16 protein-coding genes are annotated in these 19,211 nt (G+C 74.4%); 12 read left to right on the forward strand and 4 right to left on the reverse strand.

What is annotated here, in order from left to right:
- Positions 1–428 precede the first annotated feature (428 nt).
- Positions 429–1,295 carry a tetratricopeptide repeat protein gene (locus tag ACZ3YO_RS32420; RefSeq protein WP_465576767.1) on the forward strand — a complete coding sequence of 289 codons (867 nt, stop codon included), beginning with the start codon at positions 429–431 and terminating at the stop codon, positions 1,293–1,295.
- A 145-nt stretch (positions 1,296–1,440) separates the two neighbouring features.
- On the opposite strand, the gene ACZ3YO_RS32425 is transcribed toward ACZ3YO_RS32420, so the two are convergent.
- A complete protein-coding gene (locus ACZ3YO_RS32425; protein ID WP_465576533.1) occupies positions 1,441–2,811 on the reverse strand; it encodes a DUF1015 family protein in 1,371 nt (456 codons plus the stop codon).
- 93 nt (positions 2,812–2,904) lie between these two features.
- Between ACZ3YO_RS32425 and ACZ3YO_RS32430 the strand changes: the two genes are divergently transcribed.
- A complete protein-coding gene (locus ACZ3YO_RS32430) occupies positions 2,905–3,630 on the forward strand; it encodes a tetratricopeptide repeat protein (RefSeq protein WP_465576535.1) in 726 nt (241 codons plus the stop codon).
- Between the two features lie 12 nt (positions 3,631–3,642).
- Positions 3,643–4,686 (forward strand): HAD-IIA family hydrolase, encoded by a 1,044-nt coding sequence (locus tag ACZ3YO_RS32435; RefSeq protein WP_465576538.1) that lies wholly within the window; start codon positions 3,643–3,645, stop codon positions 4,684–4,686.
- Positions 4,687–4,742: 56 nt separating this feature from the next.
- Here the strand turns inward: ACZ3YO_RS32435 and ACZ3YO_RS32440 are convergent, their stop codons facing one another.
- Positions 4,743–5,090, reverse strand: coding sequence for an SCP2 sterol-binding domain-containing protein (locus ACZ3YO_RS32440; protein ID WP_465576541.1), 348 nt, complete (start codon positions 5,088–5,090; stop codon positions 4,743–4,745).
- A 159-nt stretch (positions 5,091–5,249) separates the two neighbouring features.
- On the opposite strand from ACZ3YO_RS32440, the gene ACZ3YO_RS32445 reads away from it, so the two are divergent.
- From ACZ3YO_RS32445 to ACZ3YO_RS32460, 4 genes are all read left to right on the forward strand, one after another.
- Positions 5,250–6,248 (forward strand): hypothetical protein, encoded by a 999-nt coding sequence (locus ACZ3YO_RS32445; RefSeq protein ID WP_465576544.1) that lies wholly within the window; start codon positions 5,250–5,252, stop codon positions 6,246–6,248.
- Positions 6,241–6,477 (forward strand): hypothetical protein, encoded by a 237-nt coding sequence (locus tag ACZ3YO_RS32450; protein ID WP_465576546.1) that lies wholly within the window; start codon positions 6,241–6,243, stop codon positions 6,475–6,477. The genes ACZ3YO_RS32445 and ACZ3YO_RS32450 overlap by 8 nt, the downstream gene beginning before the upstream one ends.
- Before the next feature lie 53 nt (positions 6,478–6,530).
- Positions 6,531–7,337, forward strand: a complete 807-nt coding sequence (locus ACZ3YO_RS32455; protein WP_465551446.1) for a TlyA family RNA methyltransferase — start codon at positions 6,531–6,533, stop codon at positions 7,335–7,337.
- Between the two features lie 92 nt (positions 7,338–7,429).
- Positions 7,430–8,332: an NAD kinase gene (locus tag ACZ3YO_RS32460; protein ID WP_396325819.1), complete on the forward strand. Its 903-nt coding sequence runs from the start codon at positions 7,430–7,432 to the stop codon at positions 8,330–8,332.
- 33 nt (positions 8,333–8,365) lie between these two features.
- Here ACZ3YO_RS32460 and yczR read toward each other — a convergent pair whose 3' ends face one another.
- On the reverse strand, positions 8,366–9,877 hold the full coding sequence (gene yczR / locus ACZ3YO_RS32465) for a MocR-like transcription factor YczR (RefSeq protein WP_465576550.1): 1,512 nt from the start codon (positions 9,875–9,877) through the stop codon (positions 8,366–8,368).
- A gap of 134 nt (positions 9,878–10,011) precedes the next feature.
- Between yczR and yczE the strand changes: the two genes are divergently transcribed.
- The 3 genes from yczE to ACZ3YO_RS32480 all read left to right on the forward strand — a co-directional run bounded on the left by yczE (position 10,012) and on the right by ACZ3YO_RS32480 (position 13,859).
- Positions 10,012–10,701, forward strand: a complete 690-nt coding sequence (gene yczE, locus ACZ3YO_RS32470; protein ID WP_465576552.1) for a membrane protein YczE — start codon at positions 10,012–10,014, stop codon at positions 10,699–10,701.
- A gap of 75 nt (positions 10,702–10,776) precedes the next feature.
- Positions 10,777–12,510 carry a DNA repair protein RecN gene (gene recN / locus ACZ3YO_RS32475; protein ID WP_465576770.1) on the forward strand — a complete coding sequence of 578 codons (1,734 nt, stop codon included), beginning with the start codon at positions 10,777–10,779 and terminating at the stop codon, positions 12,508–12,510.
- A gap of 167 nt (positions 12,511–12,677) precedes the next feature.
- The gene (locus tag ACZ3YO_RS32480) at positions 12,678–13,859 is read left to right on the forward strand and encodes a glycosyltransferase family 4 protein (RefSeq protein WP_465576554.1); all 1,182 of its coding nucleotides are present in this window, start codon (positions 12,678–12,680) and stop codon (positions 13,857–13,859) included.
- A 39-nt stretch (positions 13,860–13,898) separates the two neighbouring features.
- On the opposite strand, the gene ACZ3YO_RS32485 is transcribed toward ACZ3YO_RS32480, so the two are convergent.
- Positions 13,899–15,896 carry a glycoside hydrolase family 15 protein gene (locus tag ACZ3YO_RS32485; RefSeq protein WP_465576557.1) on the reverse strand — a complete coding sequence of 666 codons (1,998 nt, stop codon included), beginning with the start codon at positions 15,894–15,896 and terminating at the stop codon, positions 13,899–13,901.
- Between the two features lie 780 nt (positions 15,897–16,676).
- Between ACZ3YO_RS32485 and ACZ3YO_RS32490 the strand changes: the two genes are divergently transcribed.
- Entirely contained in the window at positions 16,677–18,317 is a 1,641-nt protein-coding gene (locus ACZ3YO_RS32490) for a CTP synthase (protein WP_396325824.1), read from the forward strand.
- A 92-nt stretch (positions 18,318–18,409) separates the two neighbouring features.
- Positions 18,410–19,048: an NUDIX domain-containing protein gene (locus ACZ3YO_RS32495; RefSeq protein WP_465576560.1), complete on the forward strand. Its 639-nt coding sequence runs from the start codon at positions 18,410–18,412 to the stop codon at positions 19,046–19,048.
- Positions 19,049–19,211: the final 163 nt, after the last annotated feature.

Below are 19,211 nucleotides of genomic sequence, written 5' to 3' on the forward strand. Positions count from 1 at the left end.
GCCGTGACGACCGTCCCTCCGGTGGCGGTTACAACCGTGACCGTGACGACCGTGGTGGTTTCCGTCGTGACGACCGTCCGTCGGGTGGCGGCGGCTTCCGCCGTGACGACCGTCCCGGTGGCTTCAACCGTGACCGTGACGACCGTCCGCGTCGTGACGACCGCCCCTCCGGTGGCGGCTTCCGCCGTGACGACAGTCCCTCCGGTGGCGGTTACAACCGCGACCGTGACGACCGCGGTGGCTTCCGTCGCGATGACCGTCCGTCGGGTGGCGGCTTCAACCGCGACCGTGACGACCGCGGCGGCTTCCGCCGTGACGACCGTCCGCGTCGTGACGACCGCCCGTCGGGCGGCTACAACCGCGACCGCGACGACCGCGGTGGCCGGGACTACGACGACCGCCGGGGCAACTACGAGCCCGTCAAGCGTCTGCCGATTCCGGAGGACGTCACCGGCTTCGAGCTGGACGCGGACGTCCGCCAGGAGCTCAAGAGCCTGCCCAAGACGCTCGCCGACGATGTCGCCCGCAACCTGGTGATGGTCGCCCGTCTGCTGGACAGCGAGCCGGAGGAGGCCTACCAGTTCTCGCGCGTCGCGCTGCGGCTGGCCTCCCGCGTGGCCGCCGTCCGTGAGGCGGCCGGCTTCGCGTCCTACATGACGCAGCGCTACTCCGAGGCGCTGACCGAGTTCCGCGCCGCCCGCCGGATGACCGGCCGGGCGGACCTGTGGCCGGTGATGGCCGACTGCGAGCGCGGTCTGGGCCGTCCGGAGCGGGCGCTGGCGATGGCCGGCGAGCCCGAGGTGAAGCAGCTGGACAAGGCCGGCCAGGTCGAGATGCGCCTGGTCGCGGCCGGTGCCCGCAGTGACATGGAGCAGTTCGACGCGGCCGTCGTCACCCTGCAGAGCCCCGAGCTGGCCTCCAGCTCGGTGCAGCCGTGGACCGCGCGTCTTCGGTACGCCTACGCCGAGGCGCTGATCGCGGCCGGCCGTGCCGACGAAGCCCGTGAGTGGTTCGCCAAGGCGGCCGAGGCCGACAGCGAGGGTGCGACCAACGCCTCGGAGCGACTGGCCGAGATCGACGGTCTGGAGTTCGTGGACGCGCTCGACCCGGAGCTGGACGAGGACACCGAGCAGGTCGAAGCCCCGGCGAAGCCGCGTGGCGGCGGTGTGGCGGACGAGCGGGAGATCTTCGAGGACGAGGAAGACGTCGAGGAGTTCTACGACGAGGACGACCTGGAGATCGACGAGGACTTCGACGGCGTGGCGCCGGAGCGGTCCACCGACGCCAAGGCCTGAAGCCCTGAGGCCTGAGGCCTGAGGTCGAGCGGTACTGACTGAGTGAGGCCCTGCCTCGCCCCGGGATCTCCCGGGGCGAGGCAGGGCCTCACTGCTTTCTGAGCGGCTTAGGACCGGCTCGGACCGGCTCGGACCGGCTTTCGGGTCAGCCCAGTTCGAGGCTGCGCAGGACCAGCCCGGTGGCCGGCTTCGGGCCGAAGGAGGTGGACTTGCGCGGCATGGTGACGCCCTGCTCGGCGAGCCGGCGGACCACGCTCTCGCGCACCGGGTGCAGCAGGACCGCGGTGCCGCCGCTGCGGGCGGCCTCACGCTCGGCGGCCACGGCGGTGTGCAGGTAGCCGATGTCGTCCGGGCCGTCGGGGACGCGCCAGGTGTGGTCGAGCAGGGTGGCATGCAGGACGGTCGCGTCCAGGTGGCGCCACTCCTCCGGCCGGTCCTGCGGCACGGTGGCGTCGAGCAGGTCCTCGTCGGGTTCGCCGACCAGCCAGAACACGCCCGCGCCGCCGGTCAGCAGGAAACTGCTGCCGCCGTGCCGCTTCTGCTCGGCGAGGGACTGCAGCGCCGTGTCCAGCGGGCCGGGCACCTCCTTGACCTGCCAGCGGTCGCCGAGCTTCTCCAGCGCCTCGGTGACCGGCAGCCGGTACAGCACCCGGTGGATCGCCCGGACCTTCAGCGGGTAGCGGGCGGTGTCGACCAGCAGCACCAGGCCGCGGTCCCACGGGCTGCGCGGCAGGTGCCGGTGCTCGCGCTGGAGCCGCAGGTACATCTCCCAGCGGTGGTGGCCGTCGGCGATCAGCGCCCGGCAGGTGGCCAGGTCGCGGCCGATCTCGGCGATCTCGGCGGGGTCGGTGACGGCCCAGAGACGGTGGTGGGTGCCGTCGGTGGTGGTCGTGGTGAGCAGCGGCTCGCCCTGGACGGCGCGTTCGACCACGCCGGCCGCGCCGCCGTTGCCCCGGTAGGTGAGCAGCAGCGGTTCGAGATTGGCGCGGGTGGTGCGCATCAGGCCGACCCGGTCGGCGACCGGCCGGGGCATCACGTCCTCGTGCGGGAGGACGACGCCGGCCTCGCTTCCGCTGACGGCGAGGGCACCGATCAGGCCGCGCTGGAGCAGCTCCGGGGAATCGCCGCCGGCGGGCACGCGCTGCTCGTAGACGTACAGCGCGGGCTCCGGGTCGGCGGCCAGGACGCCTTCGCGCTGCCAGTCGCTCAGCAGCCGGGCGGCGTGCCGGTAGCGGGTGTCGCGGTCGGGGCGGTCGCCGGCGTCGTCCGGTTCGGGGCGCGGCAGGATCAGCCGGACCACGTTGTGCGGGTCGGCCGTCTCCAGGTCGAGCCGGCGGCCGGGGTCGACGACGTCGTACGGGGGCGAGGTCACCGCGGCCAGGGTGCCGACCCGGTCGGGGACGTATCGGAGGCCACGGAAGGGGGACAGGGACAGACCTGCGGTGGCGACGTGACCGGGATCGCCGGGGCCGCCCTGCGGAGACTCCGCTCCGCTTTCTGCACTGGGGGTGCTCATTCTGGGCATCGTAACCGGGTACGCGTTGTTCAGAGATCGGAACACCCGTGCTGGTCGGTGGGGCGGGTGTCGTGACCGAGGGCGAGGTACGGCGTGAGCGAGCGCAGCGGCGGGCAGGAGCGGGTGGACGGCGGCAGCGGGGGCGCGGAGGGCTCCCCGGGCGGATTCGCGGGCGATGAGGGATCCGACGGGGGCGGGGTCCCGGCGCAGGGACAGGCGGGGGAGCCCGTGGGGGACGTGTACGAGTGGTTCCGCCGGGGCGGGAAACTGCTGGCGCAAGGGCACCCGGCCGCCGCCGAGCAGCTGCTGGCACGGGCGGCCGCGGCGGAGCCGCACTCGCGCAGCATCCGGGAGACGTTGGCGAGAGCGCAGTTCGACGCGGGTTCGTACGCGGCGGCGCTGGAGAACTTCCGGGCCGTCGCCCTGGCCGATCCGTCGGACGACTACGCTCAGTTCGGGTGGGGCGTCGCGGCCGCGCGGCTGGGCGACTTCGAGACGTCCGCCGAGCACCTGGCGTTGGCCGTGGCGATGCGACCGGAGGCCGACCACTACCGGGCCGCGCTGCGGCAGACCCGGGCGACCCTGGCGGCGCGCGCTGGCGCGTTCGGACCGCTGCTGCCCGGGGCACCGGGGTACCTGGAGCCCCCGCGGGCCGGTGACGGCTCGCAGGCCGTGCCCGGCCCGGACGACTCGGGTGGCTCGGGCGGCTCGGGCAACCCGAACGACTCGGGCGGCCCGGACGCCACGGGCGGGCGGCGCGGCACGCATGGCACGCATGGCACGGATGACACGGATGACGGCGATCGACGCAGTGAATGAGGTAGAGCAGGCATGACCGAGACGGCCACCACCGCGCGACGGACCGCCCCTGGCGGGAGCGGGCTCCCGCTGACCGAGGCGTACGACACGGCGCTGCTGGACCTCGACGGTGTGGTGTACGCCGGGCCGCACGCGATCGAGCACGCGGTGGCGTCGCTGGCCTCCGCGCGGACGGCCGGGATGCGGCTGGCGTACGTGACCAACAACGCCTCCCGCCCGCCCCGGGTGGTGGCCGCGCACCTGACCGAGCTGGGCGTGCCCGCCGAGCCCGCGGACGTGATCAACTCGGCGCAGGCGGCCGCCCGAGTCGTCTCCGAGAAGGTCCCGGCCGGGTCGAAGGTGCTGGTCGTGGGTGGTCCGGGCCTGGAGGAGGCGCTGGCCGAGCGTGGCCTGGTGGCCGTCCGGACGCTGGCCGAGGAGCCGCTCGCGGTGGTCCAGGGCTTCGACCCCTCGGTGGGGTGGCAGCACTTGGCCGAGGCGTCGTTCGCGATCCAGAGCGGGCTGCCGTGGGTGGCGTCCAACCTGGACCTGACGGTGCCGCAGGCGCGCGGCATCGCGCCGGGCAACGGCACGCTGGTCGCGGCGGTGCGGGCGGCGACGGGCGTGGAGCCGGAGGTGGCGGGCAAGCCGCTGCCGCCGATGCACCGGGAGACGGTGCTGCGGACGGGGGCGCGGCGGCCGCTGGTGGTCGGGGACCGCCTGGACACCGACATCGAGGGCGCGTTCAACGGCGGGGTGGACAGCCTGCTGGTCTTCACCGGGGTGACGACGGCCGCGCAGCTGCTGGAGGCCCCGGTGGAGCATCGGCCGACCTACCTGTCGGCGGACCTGCGCGGGCTGCTGGCCCCGCACCCGGAGGTGGCCGGGCAGCCGGGCGGCGGCTTCGGCTGCGGCGGCTGGGTCGCGGCGGTGCAGGACGGCGAGCTGCGGTTCGCGGCCACCGGCGAGGACCGCTGGGACGGGCTGCGGGCGCTGTGCGCGGCGGCCTGGACGGCTCTGGACGCCGACGGCGGGCCGGCGGACGGCCGGAAGGCGCTGGCCGAGCTGGGCTTCTGAGGGCCGTCCGGCAGATGCCGGGCCCCTGAGGCCGCGGCTGGGGCCCGGGGGCCGGGTCAGAGCAGGGTGCGCAGCCGCAGCAGGTCGCGGAAGCCCGCCTCCAGCTTGACCCGGCCGCCGGCCCAGGCGGACGCGAAGTTGAGCCGGCCGTCGACCATGGCGACCAGGTCGTCGCTGCTCATGGTGAGCCGGATCTCGGCCTTCTCCGTGGGGGCGCCGGGGGCCTCGGTGATGTCCTCGATGCGGCCGCCGCGCAGCCGGCCGGTGAAGGTCAGGTCGAGGTCGGTGATCCGGCAGGTGAGCGAGCGGTCGAGGGCGGCGGCCTTGCGGACGTCTCCGGTTGACTTCGCCATGTTCCGGCTGAGCTGTTCCAGTGCCGCGCGGCACTCCTCGGCGTTGGCCATGGCGGCTGGTCCACTCCCTGTACGGCGGCGACTGCGGTGACTGCGGGGTCACGGTACCGCAGGAGGGTTTTGGCGGTAGCGTCGTCTGTGGGGTGCCCGGAACGGTCCGGGCACCGACGGCGACGAAGCAATGCGCGCAGGCGCTAAGGAGGCACCCGGATGCTGCCGAAGACGGTGCGGGGAGCGGTGGAGGTCGCCGCCGGGCTGGTGGAGGAGGTCGGCAAGCGGGTCGTCGGGACGGCGGCCGGGTTGCTGGAGAAGGGCGGGCTCGACGTCGCCGAGCTCGAGCGCCGGCTGGGTGGGCAGTTCCCGCCGTCCGCCGAGTCGCTGCAGACGCTGGCCGAGGAGGCGTTGACCGCCGGGCGGGCCGGGGTGGACCTGGCCGTCGGGGTGGCGCGTGGCGAGGTGGAGAAGGCCTTCGAGCGGGTCGGTGACCAGGTGACCAAGGTCGGCGTGGTGCTCGCCTACCTGGAGAGCAAGCTGCGCGAGGTCGAGGAGGAGGGCGTCGCGCCCGCGCCGAAGCCGGGGGCCGGGGCGGAGGAGCCCGGGCCGGCGCCCCGGGCCGACGGGCTGTTCGGGCAGGGCTGGGAGCGTGAGGACGAGCCGGCGGCGCCCGCGGCCCGGGCGGTCGGTGAGCCGATAGTGGCCGAGCGGGTTGAGGTCGACGCGCCGGTCGAGGTCGATCCCCCGGTGCCGCCGGTGCGTGCGGGGCGGGCGGTGCAGGAACCGGTGGCGGAGAGGCCCGCGAGGAAGGCCCCGGCGAAGCCTGCGGACGCCCCCGAGCCCGCGTCCAGGGCCACGTCCAAGGCCGTGTCCAAGGCTGCGTCCAAGACGCCCTCGAAGCCCGCCCCGAAGCCCGCCCCGAAGCCCGCGGCGAAGCCCGCCCCGAAGCCCGCGGCGAAGAAGGCGACCGCGAACAGGACGACCGCGACGAAGGCGACCGCGAAGAAGGCGGCCACGAAGAAGGCGGCCACGAAGAAGGCTGCCGCCGACAAGACCACGGTCCGGAAGCCGGCCACCAAGGCCGCGGCCACGGAGAACGCGGCCACCAAGGACGCGGCGGCCAGGAAGGCCGTCACCAGGAAGGCGGCGGTGAGGAAGACCGCGGCCGTCAGGAAGACCGGCGGCGCGAAGAAGCCCGAGCAGTCCGATGCCTGACCTCGACCCGGCCGTCGCGGCTCTCGCCCCCGCCGCGGGCACGCCCGGCGCCGTGGGTGAACCGCTCCCGCTGGGCGTCGAGCTCACCCCGACCGGCCACCCGGCCGTGGACGCCGGGCTGGCCCGGCTGGAGGCGCTGGACGGGGTACCGACCGACGCGCACGTCGCGGTGTACGAAGATGTTCACCAGCGGCTGACCGACACGCTGGCCGCGCTCGACCGGGAATGACCCGCCGGGGATGACCCGCAGAACCACCTGTAGGAGCTGAAACACCAGTGGCAGTGGCACGACGCCGTCTCGACGCGGAGCTGGTCCGCCGCAAGCTGGCCCGGTCGCGCGAGCACGCGTCCGAGCTGATCGCGGCCGGCCGGGTGACCATCGGCGGCACCACCGCGACCAAGCCGGCCACCCAGGTGGAGACCTCGGCGGCGGTCGTGGTGGCCAAGGACGAGAACGACCCGGACTACGTCTCGCGCGGCGGCCACAAGCTGGCCGGCGCCTTCGCCGCCTTCGTGCCGCAGGGCCTGGTGGTCGAGGGCCGCCGGGCGCTGGACGCGGGCGCTTCCACGGGCGGCTTCACCGACGTGCTGCTGCGCGCCGGGGCGGCAAACGTGCTGGCGGTGGACGTCGGCTACGGGCAGCTGGCCTGGTCGCTGCAGAGCGACGACCGGGTGACGGTGATGGACCGCACCAACGTGCGCGAGCTGACCGTGGACCTGATCGGCGGCACGCCGGTCGACCTGGTGGTCGGCGACCTCTCGTTCATCTCGCTCGGCCTGGTCCTGCCCGCGCTGGCCGGCTGCGCCGCCGAGGACGCCGACCTGGTGCTGATGGTCAAGCCGCAGTTCGAGATCGGCAAGGAGCGGCTCGGCAGCGGCGGGGTGGTGCGCAGCCCGCAGCTGCGTGCCGAGATGGTGCGCCAGGTCGCCGGGCAGGCCTGGGAGCTCGGGCTGGGTGTGCGGGCCGTCACGGCGAGCCCGCTGCCGGGGCCGTCCGGGAACGTCGAGTACTTCCTCTGGCTGCGCCGGGACGCCGAGCAGTTGGACCCGGCGGAGGCGGACCGGGCCGTCGCGGAGGGCCCCCGATAGGGTGCTCTGCGGACGTCCGGTCCGTCATGCTGGGTGACGCGGCCGAACCGGGCCAAGGGCGACCCGGCAGCCGTAGGGAGAGGGCAGCGGGCATGAATGATGAACGTACGGTCTTCCTGATCGCGCACACCGGCCGGGAGGCGGCGCTGCGCAGTGTCGAGGGGCTGGTGCACGGCCTGCTGAAGGCGGGGATCAGAATCCGGCTGCTGGCGGCCGAGGCGGTGGACCTGGATCTGCCGGACGGGGTCGAGCGGGTGGCCGGGGGGCCGGGTGCGGCGGACGGTTGTGAGCTGATCCTGGTCGCGGGCGGGGACGGGACGCTGCTGCGCGGTGCGGAGCTGGCGCGCGAGCACGGGCTGCCGATGCTGGGCATCAACCTCGGCCGGGTGGGCTTCCTCGCCGAGGCCGAGCGGGACGATCTCGCGGTGGTGGTCGAGCGGGTGGTCGACGCCGACTACGAGGTCGAGGAGCGGATGACCCTCGACGTGATCGTCCGGACCAACGGTGATGTGGTGCACCACGACTGGGCGTTGAACGAGGCGTCGATCGAGAAGGCGTCCCGGGAGCGGATGCTGGAGGTGGTGACCGAGGTGGACGGCCGCCCGGTCTCCAACTTCGGCTGTGACGGGGTGGTCTGTGCGACGCCGACCGGCTCGACGGCGTACGCGTTCTCCGGCGGCGGGCCGGTGGTCTGGCCGGAGGTGGAGGCGCTGCTGATGGTGCCGATCAGCGCGCACGCGCTGTTCGCCCGGCCGCTGGTGACCTCGCCGGACTCGGTGCTGGCGGTGGAGGTGCAGCCGAAGACCCCGCACGGGGTGCTCTGGTGCGACGGCCGTCGTTCGGTCGAACTGCCCGCCGGGGCACGGGTGGAGGTCCGCCGGGGCCAGACGCCGGTGCGCCTGGCGCGGCTGCACCGGGCGCCGTTCACCGACCGTCTGGTGGCCAAGTTCGCGCTGCCGGTGACGGGTTGGCGCGGGCGGGCGGAGACGCACTGAATCCACCGCAGGCCACGGTGAACTGACTCTTCGTCAGACCGCCAGTGGCTGGCTGTCGTCGGCGGCCTCGCTCCACCGGCCGCCGGCGGCCGCCCGGGTGGCGAGCGCCGCGAGGCGTTCGACGGCGGCCGGCACGGCCGGGGCCGGCAGGGTGAGCGGGATCCGGATGTGGTGCTCGAACGCGCCGTCCGAGCCGAAGCGGTTGCCCGCGGCGATCCGGACGCCACCGTGCTCGCCCGCCAGGGCCAGCGCCGCGCCGGAGACGCCGCCGGTGGAGACCCAGAGCACGAGCCCGCCGGGCGGGGCGGCGTAGCGCCACTCGGGCAGGTGGGCGGGCAGTGCGCGGGCGAAGGCGTCGGCGGTGGCCCGCATCCGGTCCAGCTGATGGGCGCGGACGGCGGCCAGCGGCTCGCCCAGCAGCTCGGCGGCGATCAGCTGGTCCAGCACCGGGGCGCCGACATCGCTGTAGACGCGCTCGGAGGCCAGCCGGCGGACCAGGGCGGGGGCGGCCCGGACCCAGCCGATCCGCAGGCCGCCCCAGAGCAGCTTGCCGGCCGAGCCGACCGTGACCACCTGGGCCGAGCGGTCCAGCGCGGCCATCGGGCGGGGGAGTGCGGCGTCGTCCGGGACGCCCCAGCCGAGTTCGGCGGTGGTCTCGTCGACCAGCACCACGGTGCCGGCGGCGCGGGCGGCGGCCAGCAGTTCGCGGCGCTGCTCCTCGGAGACGAGGGCGCCGGTCGGGTTGTGGAAGTCCGGGATCACGTAGGCGACCTTGGGCGCGGCGCCGTGCAGCACCCGCCGCCACTCGGGGAGGTCCCACTCGGGCTGCCGGGCCGCACCGCCGGGCCAGGCGTACGGGACGGGGACGAGGCGGGCCTCACCCCGCCGCAGTGCTTGCAGCGTGTGTGCGTAGCTGGGCGCCTCGACGGCGACCCGGTCGCCGCGGCCGATCAGCGCCCGCTGGACGAGGTGCAGGCCGCCCATCGCGCCGATGGTGATCAGGATCTGGTCGGGGGTGGTGGGTAGTCCGCGCTCGGTGAAGCGGCGGGCCACCGCCTCGCGCAGCACCGGGACGCCGGTGGGGAAGTGGCCGTGCCCGGCGGCGTACGCGGGCAGCTGCTCGACGGCCCGGGCGGCGGCCGCGCCGAGGAAGGGCTGCGGGGCGGGCAGCGCGGCGACGCCGAGGTCCAGGGTGTGGCCCTGCTCGTCCGGCGGCACCGGCTGCAGTGCGTCGCCGGGCGGCGGCGCACCCTCGGGCAGGGCGGTCCAGCTGCCGGATCCGCGCCGGCTGCGCAGGTAGCCGTCGGTGCGCAGGGCCTCGTACGCGGTGGCCACGGTGGTGCGGCTGAGCCGCAGGGCGAGGGCCAGTTCGCGTTCGGCGGGCAGCCGGGCGCCGACCGGCAGTCGGCCTTCGGAGACCAGCAGCCGGATCTGCCCGGCCAGGGTGCGGTAGGCGGGCCGGCGGGAGGCCGGCTCGGGCAGCCGGGCGGTGGAGAGCAGCCGGGCGAGTGCGGCGGCGGTGACGGTGGTGTGCCAGTCGGCCATGCTGATCAGTCCACTTGCTTGGAATTGGCCCTGGAGTGGGCTGCATTGGCCTGCCCATCATGGCAGGGCGGCCATGGAGTCCGCCACCGCCGGCGGCGAGGCCCCGGGGTGCAGCACCACCCGCAGGAGACCCGATGGCCACCACCACCACGCCCACGCCCGTCCCCGCTCCCGTCACCGCCGGGACCTCCCTCGCCGTCCGCCTGCTCGGCGACACCCACGCGCTGGGCCGCCGGCTCCCGCAGCTCGCCGTCGGCCTCTGGCTGTACGGGACGAGCATGGGGCTGATGCTGCGCTCCGGGCTCGGTCTCGACCCCTGGGACGTCTTCCACCAGGGCCTCCAGCGCACCGCGGGCCTCTCGGTGGGCACCTGGGTCACCATCTGCGGCGCCCTCGTCCTGCTGCTCTGGATCCCGCTGCGCCAGCGCCCCGGCCTCGGCACCGTCGCCAACGTGCTGGTGCTCGGCGCGGCGATGGACGTCACCCTGGGGGTGGTCGGCACACCCGGCCCGCTGCCGGCCCGGATCGCCCTGATGACCGCCGCGATCCTGCTGAACGGCCTGGCCACCGGCCTCTACATCGGCGCCCGCTTCGGCCCCGGCCCGCGCGACGGCCTGATGACCGGCCTGCACCGGCGTACCGGCCGCTCGCTGCGGTTGATCCGGACCGGGATCGAACTGGCCGTGCTGGCCGCCGGTGTCCTGCTCGGCGGTACCGCCGGCGTCGGCACCGTCGCGTACGCGCTGGCCATCGGCCCGCTCGCACAGTTCTTCCTGCGGTGGTGCACCGTCCCCACCAGTGCGCAAACTTCCCGGAAGGGATGAACTTGCGGGCGCAGAGTTGCCGCTCGTCGCGCGGCGGGGGTGGAACCTCGTAAGGTCGTCACCGTGTTGGACGAGATGCGGATACGGGATCTTGGGGTCATCGACGACGCGGTGGTCGAACTGGCCCCCGGCTTCACCGCCGTGACCGGTGAGACCGGCGCCGGCAAAACGATGGTGGTGACCAGCCTCGGGCTGCTGCTCGGCGGCCGCGCCGACCCGGGCCTGGTGCGCAACGGCGCCGGGCGCGCGGTCGTCGAGGGCCGCCTCGAGCTGCCCGCCGGCTCCCCGGTGGCCGCCCGCGCGGTCGAGGCCGGCGCCGAACTGGACGACGGCGCGCTGCTGATCAGCCGGACCGTCTCCGCCGAGGGCCGTTCCCGGGCGTACGTCGGCGGCCGGGCCGTGCCGGTCGGGCTGCTGGCCGAACTCGGCGAGGACCTGATCGCCGTCCACGGCCAGACCGACCAGCAGCGGCTGCTCCGCCCGGCCCGCCAGCGCGGCGCCCTGGACCGCTACGCGGGCGAGGCGGTGGCCGAGCCGCTGGCCCGGTACCGCGAGGTCTACCGCCGGCTGCGCGAGGTCTCCGCCACCCTGGAGGAGCTGACCACCCGGGCCCGCGAGCGCGCCCAGGAGGCGGACCTGCTCCGCTTCGGCCTGGACGAGGTCGCCGCCGCCGAGCCGGTGGCCGGCGAGGACGCCGAACTGAGCGCCGAGGCCGAGCGGCTCGGCCACGCCGACGCGCTCTCCTCCGCCGCCACCCTCGCCCACGCCGCCCTGGCCGGCGACCCGGCCGACCCGGAGGCGCTGGACGCCGGCACCCTGCTCGCCCAGTCCCGCCGCGCCCTGGACGCCGTCCGCCACCACGACGAGCGGCTCGCCACCCTCGCCGACCGGCTGAACGAGGTCGGCTACCTGCTCGCCGACGTGGCCGGCGACCTGGCCGGCTACGCCGACGACCTGGACGCCGACCCCGTCCGGCTGGCCGCCGTCGAGGACCGCCGGGCCGTCCTGGCCCAGCTGCTGCGCAAGTACGGCGGCCCGGAGAACTCCCTGGCCGAGGTGCTGGCCTGGGCCGAGACCGGCTCCGCCCGGCTCCTCGAGCTCGACGGCGACGACGAGCGGATCGACGAGCTGGGTGCCCGGGAGACCGCGCTGCGCGCCGAGCTGGCCGAGCTGGCGGCCGAGGTCTCGGCCGCCCGGCACGCCGCCGCCGGCCGCTTCGCCGAGGCCGTCTCCGCCGAGCTGGCCGAACTCGCCATGCCGCACGCCCGGGTCACCTTCTCGATCAGCCAGGTCGACGACCTGTCCGGGATCGAGATCGAGGGCCGCACCGTCGCCTACGGACAGCACGGCGTGGACGAGGTCGAGGTACTCCTCGCCCCGCACCCCGGCGCCCAGCCCCGGCCGATCGCCAAGGGCGCGTCCGGCGGTGAGCTGTCCCGGGTGATGCTCGCCGTCGAGGTGGTCTTCGCCGGCGCCGACCCCGTCCCCACCTACCTGTTCGACGAGGTGGACGCCGGCGTCGGCGGCAAGGCCGCGGTCGAGATCGGCCGCCGCCTCGCCAAACTGGCCGAATCCGCCCAGGTCGTGGTGGTCACCCACCTCCCGCAGGTCGCCGCCTTCGCCGACCGGCACCTGGTGGTCGAGAAGACCAACGACGGCACCGTGACCCGCAGCGGTGTCAAGGTGCTGAACGACGAGGAGCGGGTGCGCGAACTCTCCCGGATGCTGGCCGGACTCGAGGATTCCGAGCTCGGCCGTGCCCACGCGGAGGAGCTGCTGGCCGCCGCCAGGGCGCCGCGCCACCGGTAGCCGGCGCCGGCGGCCCCCTGCGGACCGACGGCGACGCGCCCTGGTGGCGCCGACTGTCCAAGAGGGCCGCCGACCTGGCATGGTGGCGGCTGGACACTGGCTTTCCAGTCCCGAGCGTCGCTGGCGGGAAATCCTCGCACCGCGGCGCGCGAACCTGATCGAGTCGGATGCGAGACGACGTGGACCATTCCGCCGCCCGGGCCGCCGCGGCCGCCCCAGAACCGGGTCAGCTGCACGTGGTGCTCGTCCTGGCCGCCAGTACCGGCGGCATCGGTGCGCACGTGCGCTCGCTGGCACAGGGCCTGGTCGCGCACGGAGTGGCCGTGACGGTGTGCGCGCCCGCAGGCACGGACGCGCTCTTCGGCTTCTCCCGCACCGGCGCCAGATTCCACCTGGTCGACATCACCCCCACCGCGGGAGCCCGCAGCGACGCCGCCGCGATCGGCGAGCTGCGCCGGGCCTTCACCGGCGCCGACGTGGTGCACGCCCACGGCCTGCGCGCCGCGCTCCTCTCCGACCTGGCGCTGCGCACCGCCGGCCGCTTCCCGGGCCTGCGCCCGGAGACCCCGCTGGTGGTCACCTCGCACCACGCGCTGCTGGCCACCGGCATGGAGCGGCGGCTCCAGCGGCTGATGGAGCGCCGGGTGGCTCGCGCCGCCGACCTGGTGCTCGGCGCCTCCTCCGACCTGGTGGCCCGCGCCCGCGAGCTGGGCGCCACCGACGCCCGCCTCGGGCCGGTCGCCGCCCCGCCGATGCCGGAGGGCCGGCTGGAGCGGGCCGAGGCCCGGGCGGCGCTGCTCGGCGACGGCCCGGACCGCCCGCTGCTGCTGGCGGTCGGCCGGCTCGTCCCGCAGAAGGCCTTCGGGCTGCTGCTGGACGCCTGCCGGGAGCTGGCCGCGCTGGACCCGGAGCCGCTGCTGCTGCTCGCCGGGGACGGCCCGGAGGCCACCCCGCTGCGCGAGCGGGTGGCCGCCGAGAAGCTCCCCGTCCGCCTGCTCGGCTACCGCACCGACGTACCGGACCTGCTGGCCGCCGCCGACGTGGTGGTCGTCTCCAGCCGCTGGGAGGCCCGTTCCCTGGTGGTCCAGGAGGCGATGCGGGCCGGCGTGCCGGTGGTCGCCACCGCCGTCGGCGGCGTCCCCGAACTGGTCGGGGACGCGGCCGTGCTCGTCCCGCCCGGCGACGCTGCCGCGATCGGCCGCGCCGTGCGCGAGCTGCTGGCCGACCCGGCCCGCCGCGAACGGCTGGTGGCGGCCGGCCGGCAGCAGGCCGAGACCTGGCCGGACGAGGCCGCCACCGTCGCCCAGGTGCTCAGCACCTACGACGAGCTGGTCCAGCGCACCGGCTAGGTCCCGTCCGCCGGGATCGACCGGACGGGACCCGCCCGCTCAGACGGTGGCCTGCTCGGCCCGGTCGGCGGCCAGGCCGTCCGGCTGGGCGGAGAGGTAGGCACCGCCGCAAGCCGTGAGCCGCAGCGCGGTGTCGATCAGCGGGACGTGGCTGAAGGCCTGCGGGAAGTTGCCGACCTGGCGCTTCTCCCGCGGGTCCCACTCCTCGGCGAGCAGCCCGATGTCGTTGCGCAGGGCCAGCAGCTTGTCGAAGAGCTCGCGTGCCTCCTGCACCCGGCCGATCATGGCGAGGTCGTCGGCCAGCCAGAACGAGCAGGCCAGGAAGGCGCCCTCGTGGCCGGAGAGGCCGTCGACGTTGTTGCCGCTCTCGTCGTGCGTCGGGTACCGCAGTACGAAGCCGTCCTCGGTGGAGAGCTCGCGCTGGATGGCCTCGATGGTGCCGATCACCCGCTTGTCGTCCGGCGGGAGGAAGCCCACCTGCGGGATCAGCAGCAGCGAGGCGTCCAGCTCCTTGCCGCCGTAGTACTGCGTGAAGGTGTTGCGCTCCGGGTCGTAGCCCTTCTCGCAGACGTCCCGGTGGATGGTCTCGCGCAGCTCGCGCCAGCGCTCCAGGTGGCCGTCGGAGGGCGCGTCCTCGGGGGTCTGCTCCAGCAGCTTGATGGTGCGGTCGACGGCGACCCAGGCCATCACCTTGGAGTGGACGAAGTGCCGGCGCGGGCCGCGGACCTCCCAGATGCCCTCGTCCGGCTCCTGCCAGTGGTCCTCCAGGTACTCGATCAGGCGCAGCTGGAGGTGGTGGGCGTGGTCGTTGCGGACCAGGCCGGTCATGTGGGCCAGGTGCAGGGCCTCGACCACCTCGCCGTAGACGTCCAGCTGGAGCTGGCCGGCCGCGCCGTTGCCGACCCGGACGGGCTGGGAGCCCTCGTAGCCGGGCAGCCAGTCGAGCGAGGACTCGGTGAGCTCGCGCTCGCCGGCGATGCCGTACATGATCTGCAGGTTCTCCGGGTCCCCGGCGACGGCGCGCAGCAGCCACTCGCGCCAGGCCTTGGCCTCGTCGCGGTAGCCGGTGCGCAGCAGCGAGGAGAGCGTGATCGCGGCGTCGCGCAGCCAGGTGTAGCGGTAGTCCCAGTTGCGCTCGCCGCCGATGTCCTCGGGCAGCGAGGTGGTGGGGGCGGCGACGATGCCGCCGGTGGGGGCGTAGGTGAGGCCCTTGAGGGTGATCAGCGAGCGGATCACGGCCTCGCGGTAGGGGCCCTGGTAGGTGCACTGGCCGGCCCAGTCGTGCCAGAAGCCGGCCGTGGCGTCGAGCATCTCCTCGGCGTCCGGGGCGGTCGGCGCCTCCAGGTGGGAGGCCTGCCAGGTGAGCGCGAAGGCGATCCGCTCGCCGGCCGTGACGGTGAAGTCGGCGTAGGTGGTGAGGTTGCGCCCGTACGTCTCGGCCTCGCCGTCCAGCCAGACGGAGTCGGGGCCGGCCACGGCGACGGTGCGGTGGCCGCCGTCGGCCTGCTCGACCCGGTGCACCCAGGGGACGATCCGGCCGTAGCTGAACCGCATCCGCACCGCCGAGCGCATCCGGACCGTGCCGGACAGGCCCTCGACGATCCGGATCACCTGGGGGACGGAGTCCCGGCCGGCCAGCGGGCGCGGGGGCATGAAGTCGATCACCCGGACGCTGCCGCCCCGGCAGTCCCACTCCTGCTCCAGGATCAGCGAGTCGCCCCGGTAGCGGCGCCGGTCGGCGGGGACGGCCGGCGCGGCCGCGGTGGGCGGCGGGACGCGGAGGTCGCCGGTGTCGGTGAAGCGCGCGCGCGGTGCGGCCGGGGCCGGGGCGGCCGCCGGGGCGGGCAGCTCGGTGTCGACCACTTCGGCCGGGCCGATCCGCCAGAAGCCGTGTTCATCGGTGCCGAGCAGGCCGGCGAAGACCGCCGGCGAGTCGAAGCGGGGCAGGCACAGCCAGTCGACCGCCCCGTCCCTGCTGACCAGGGCGGCGGTCTGCATGTCCCCGATGAGTGCGTAGTCCTCGATACGGCCGGCCACGTGGATCTCCAGTTCGCAATGTGGTCACGACGCATCGGCGATCCGGGGAGAGCCAGCGGGTCTGCGGGGCCGGGGCCGCCCCCGGGACGTCCGGCCTGCCGATGGGTGCCGGCGGGCCTTGCTGGAGTGTCCGCGCGAGGCTCGGTCGAGACCCCGGAGTGGGTGGGGAGGGGCTCGAATACGGGGAGGTCCGGTCGCGCATCGGGGACCGAGAGGTTTCCTGACCCTCCCACGCCCTCCGCGTGCTCGTGCTGTCGGCGATGCGTCCGTGCAGCTTACGACGGACGAAAGGGGCGAAGCACGCGGGCGCAGCCCCGTGTGGCGCCACAATTCGGCGGAAATGCCGTGCATCGCGGGGGTGGCGGGCAGGATGGCCCGGAAGGATCACCACCGGGTGGCCCGTCGGGAGGGCTGGTCATGGCCCGGACGAGTGCCGCCGGGTGGCCCGCCCGGGCCGGTCGTGAAACCGGTGTGACCCATGCGCCGTATGGTGCGCCTGTTGTGCGCCCGGTGGTGCGCCGGGCGTGCGGTCCGAGGACACCGGGAGTGCCCGGAACGCGTCCCGGCCGGGTCACTGTTACCCTGGTATCCCGTGGACCGGTGGGATCAAACGCCCCGGACCAGCCGAACCGACGACCCCGCGAGCGACGTGCACCGCACCCCGCTCCGGTCGGTTCAGGCGAGCCGCGAGCCTCCCGCCCACGTCACCTTCGACACGCGACCCACGGGAGCCCCCTCTTGGCACAGCCCCATTCCGGCAAGGCATCGAACGGCCGCGCCGTGACGACCAAGCACCTCTTCGTCACCGGGGGTGTCGCCTCGTCGCTCGGCAAGGGCCTCACCGCCTCCAGCCTGGGCGCCCTGCTCAAGGCCCGCGGCCTGCGTGTGACGATGCAGAAGCTCGACCCGTACCTCAACGTGGACCCGGGCACCATGAACCCGTTCCAGCACGGTGAGGTCTTCGTCACCGACGACGGCGCCGAGACCGACCTCGACATCGGTCACTACGAGCGGTTCCTCGACACCAACCTGCACGGCTCGGCGAACGTCACCACCGGCCAGGTGTACTCGACCGTCATCGCCAAGGAGCGCCGCGGCGAGTACCTGGGCGACACCGTCCAGGTGATCCCGCACATCACCAACGAGATCAAGTCCCGGATCCGCCGGATGGCGACCGAGGACGTGGACGTGGTGATCACCGAGGTCGGCGGCACCGTCGGCGACATCGAGTCGCTGCCCTTCCTGGAGGCCGTCCGCCAGGTCCGCCACGAGGTCGGCCGGGACAACGTCTTCTTCGTGCACGTGTCCCTGCTGCCCTACATCGGCCCCTCGGGCGAGCTGAAGACCAAGCCCACCCAGCACTCGGTGGCCGCGCTGCGCAACATCGGCATCCAGCCGGACGCCATCGTGCTGCGCGCCGACCGCGAGGTCCCGCAGGCCATCAAGCGCAAGATCTCGCTGATGTGCGACGTGGACGAGGAGGCCGTGGTCGCGGCCATCGACGCCAAGTCGATCTACGACATCCCCAAGGTGCTGCACGGCGAGGGCCTGGACGCCTACGTCGTCCGCCGCCTGGACCTGCCGTTCCGCGACGTCGACTGGACCACCTGGGACGACCTGCTGCGCCGCGTCCACGAGCCGCAGCACATCGTCAAGGTCGCGCTGGTGGGCAAGTACATCGACCTTCCGGACGCCTACCTGTCGGTGACCGAGGCGCTGCGCGCCGGCGGTTTCGCCAACAACGCCCGGGTCGAGATCAAGTGGGTCACCTCGGACGACTGCACCACGCCCGAGGGCGCACAGGAGCACCTCGGCGACGTGGACGCGATCTGCATCCCCGGTGGCTTCGGCGACCGCGGGGTGGACGGCAAGGTCGCCGCGATCACCTACGCCCGCGAGAACAGGATCCCGCTGCTCGGCCTCTGCCTGGGTCTGCAGTGCGTGGTCATCGAGGCCGCCCGCAACCTGGCCGGCCTGCCCGAGGCCAACTCGACCGAGTTCGACGCGGCCGCCAAGTACCCGGTCGTCTCCACCATGGCCGAGCAGCTGGCGATCGTCGACGGCAAGGGCGACCTGGGCGGCACCATGCGCCTGGGCCTCTACCCGGCCAAGCTCGCCGAGGGCTCGATCGTCCGCGAGGTCTACGGCGGCGAGCAGTACGTCGAGGAGCGCCACCGCCACCGCTACGAGGTCAACAACGCGTACCGCGCCGACCTGGAGAAGACCGGCCTGCAGTTCTCCGGCCTCTCCCCGAAGGGTGACCTGGTCGAGTACGTCGAGTACCCGCGCGAGGTGCACCCCTACCTGGTGGCCACCCAGGCCCACCCGGAGCTGAAGTCCCGCCCGACCCGCCCGCACCCGCTCTTCGCGGGCCTGGTGAAGGCGGCCATCGAGATCAAGACGGCGGACGCCTCGGAGTAGGCCGTCACCGTTCACCGAACGGCGGCCCCGCGATTCCCGCGGGGCCGCCGTTCGGCGTTAGATTGTGTCGTACTGACGAAAAGGGGAGACTGATGGACGACCAGGGCATCTTCGACGTGGCGGAGGAGTGGGAGGTCCGGGAGAGCGACACGCCGTTCCAGGGCAAGGTCACCGGCGTGCGCACCGAGGAGGTCCGGATGCCCGACGGCAGCTGGGCCCGCCGCGACTATCAGACCCACCCCGGCTCGGTCTCCGTCCTCGCGCTGGACGACCAGCAGCGGGTGCTCATCCTGCGCCAGTACCGCCACCCCGTCCGCCAGCGGCTCTGGGAGCTGCCGGCCGGCCTGCTCGACGTGCCCGGCGAGAACCCGCTGCACGCCGCCCAGCGCGAGCTGTACGAGGAGGCGCACTGCAAGGCCGGGGCCTGGCGGGTGCTGGTCGACTTCTACACTTCGCCCGGCGGCACCGACGAGGCGCTGCGGCTCTTCCTCGCCACCGACCTCGCCGAGGCCGAGGGCGAGCGCTACGAGGCGCACGGCGAGGAGCTCGAGATCGAGACCGCCCGGGTGCCCGTCGCGGAGCTGGTCCGCCTGATCCACGCCGGCGAACTGCACAACCCCACCCTGATCACCGGCACCCTCGCCGTGCACGCGGCGCTCGCCGGCCCCGGCGGCCTGGACGCGCTGCGGCCCGCGGACTCGCCCTGGCCGGCCCGGCCCTTCGAGGCCTGATTCCGGGAGCCGCGCCCCGCGGTTGATCCGCAGGGGTGATTTACCGGTTCGTACGACCGGATGTCACCTCGGCCGAGCCGGACGGCCGAACTACGCTTCGCAGACAGGGCGCCCCTGCCGGGCCGCCTCCGCTGAGCACTGGGTGACGTCGGGAGTGGCACGG

It is taken from the genome of Kitasatospora sp. NPDC022785 (assembly GCF_055561295.1).

What these genes read in the sequence shown, in the direction of transcription:
- ACZ3YO_RS32425 (WP_465576533.1), bottom strand. Translation starts at nt 2,811, where the DNA reads ATGAGCACCCCCAGTGCAGAAAGCGGAGCGGAGTCTCCGCAGGGCGGC.
- ACZ3YO_RS32435 (WP_465576538.1), top strand. Translation starts at nt 3,643, where the DNA reads ATGACCGAGACGGCCACCACCGCGCGACGGACCGCCCCTGGCGGGAGC.
- ACZ3YO_RS32440 (WP_465576541.1), bottom strand. Translation starts at nt 5,090, where the DNA reads ATGGCCAACGCCGAGGAGTGCCGCGCGGCACTGGAACAGCTCAGCCGG.
- ACZ3YO_RS32445 (WP_465576544.1), top strand. Translation starts at nt 5,250, where the DNA reads ATGCTGCCGAAGACGGTGCGGGGAGCGGTGGAGGTCGCCGCCGGGCTG.
- ACZ3YO_RS32450 (WP_465576546.1), top strand. Translation starts at nt 6,241, where the DNA reads ATGCCTGACCTCGACCCGGCCGTCGCGGCTCTCGCCCCCGCCGCGGGC.
- ACZ3YO_RS32460 (WP_396325819.1), top strand. Translation starts at nt 7,430, where the DNA reads ATGAATGATGAACGTACGGTCTTCCTGATCGCGCACACCGGCCGGGAG.
- yczR (WP_465576550.1), bottom strand. Translation starts at nt 9,877, where the DNA reads ATGGCCGACTGGCACACCACCGTCACCGCCGCCGCACTCGCCCGGCTG.
- yczE (WP_465576552.1), top strand. Translation starts at nt 10,012, where the DNA reads ATGGCCACCACCACCACGCCCACGCCCGTCCCCGCTCCCGTCACCGCC.
- recN (WP_465576770.1), top strand. Translation starts at nt 10,777, where the DNA reads ATGCGGATACGGGATCTTGGGGTCATCGACGACGCGGTGGTCGAACTG.
- ACZ3YO_RS32480 (WP_465576554.1), top strand. Translation starts at nt 12,678, where the DNA reads ATGCGAGACGACGTGGACCATTCCGCCGCCCGGGCCGCCGCGGCCGCC.
- ACZ3YO_RS32495 (WP_465576560.1), top strand. Translation starts at nt 18,410, where the DNA reads ATGGACGACCAGGGCATCTTCGACGTGGCGGAGGAGTGGGAGGTCCGG.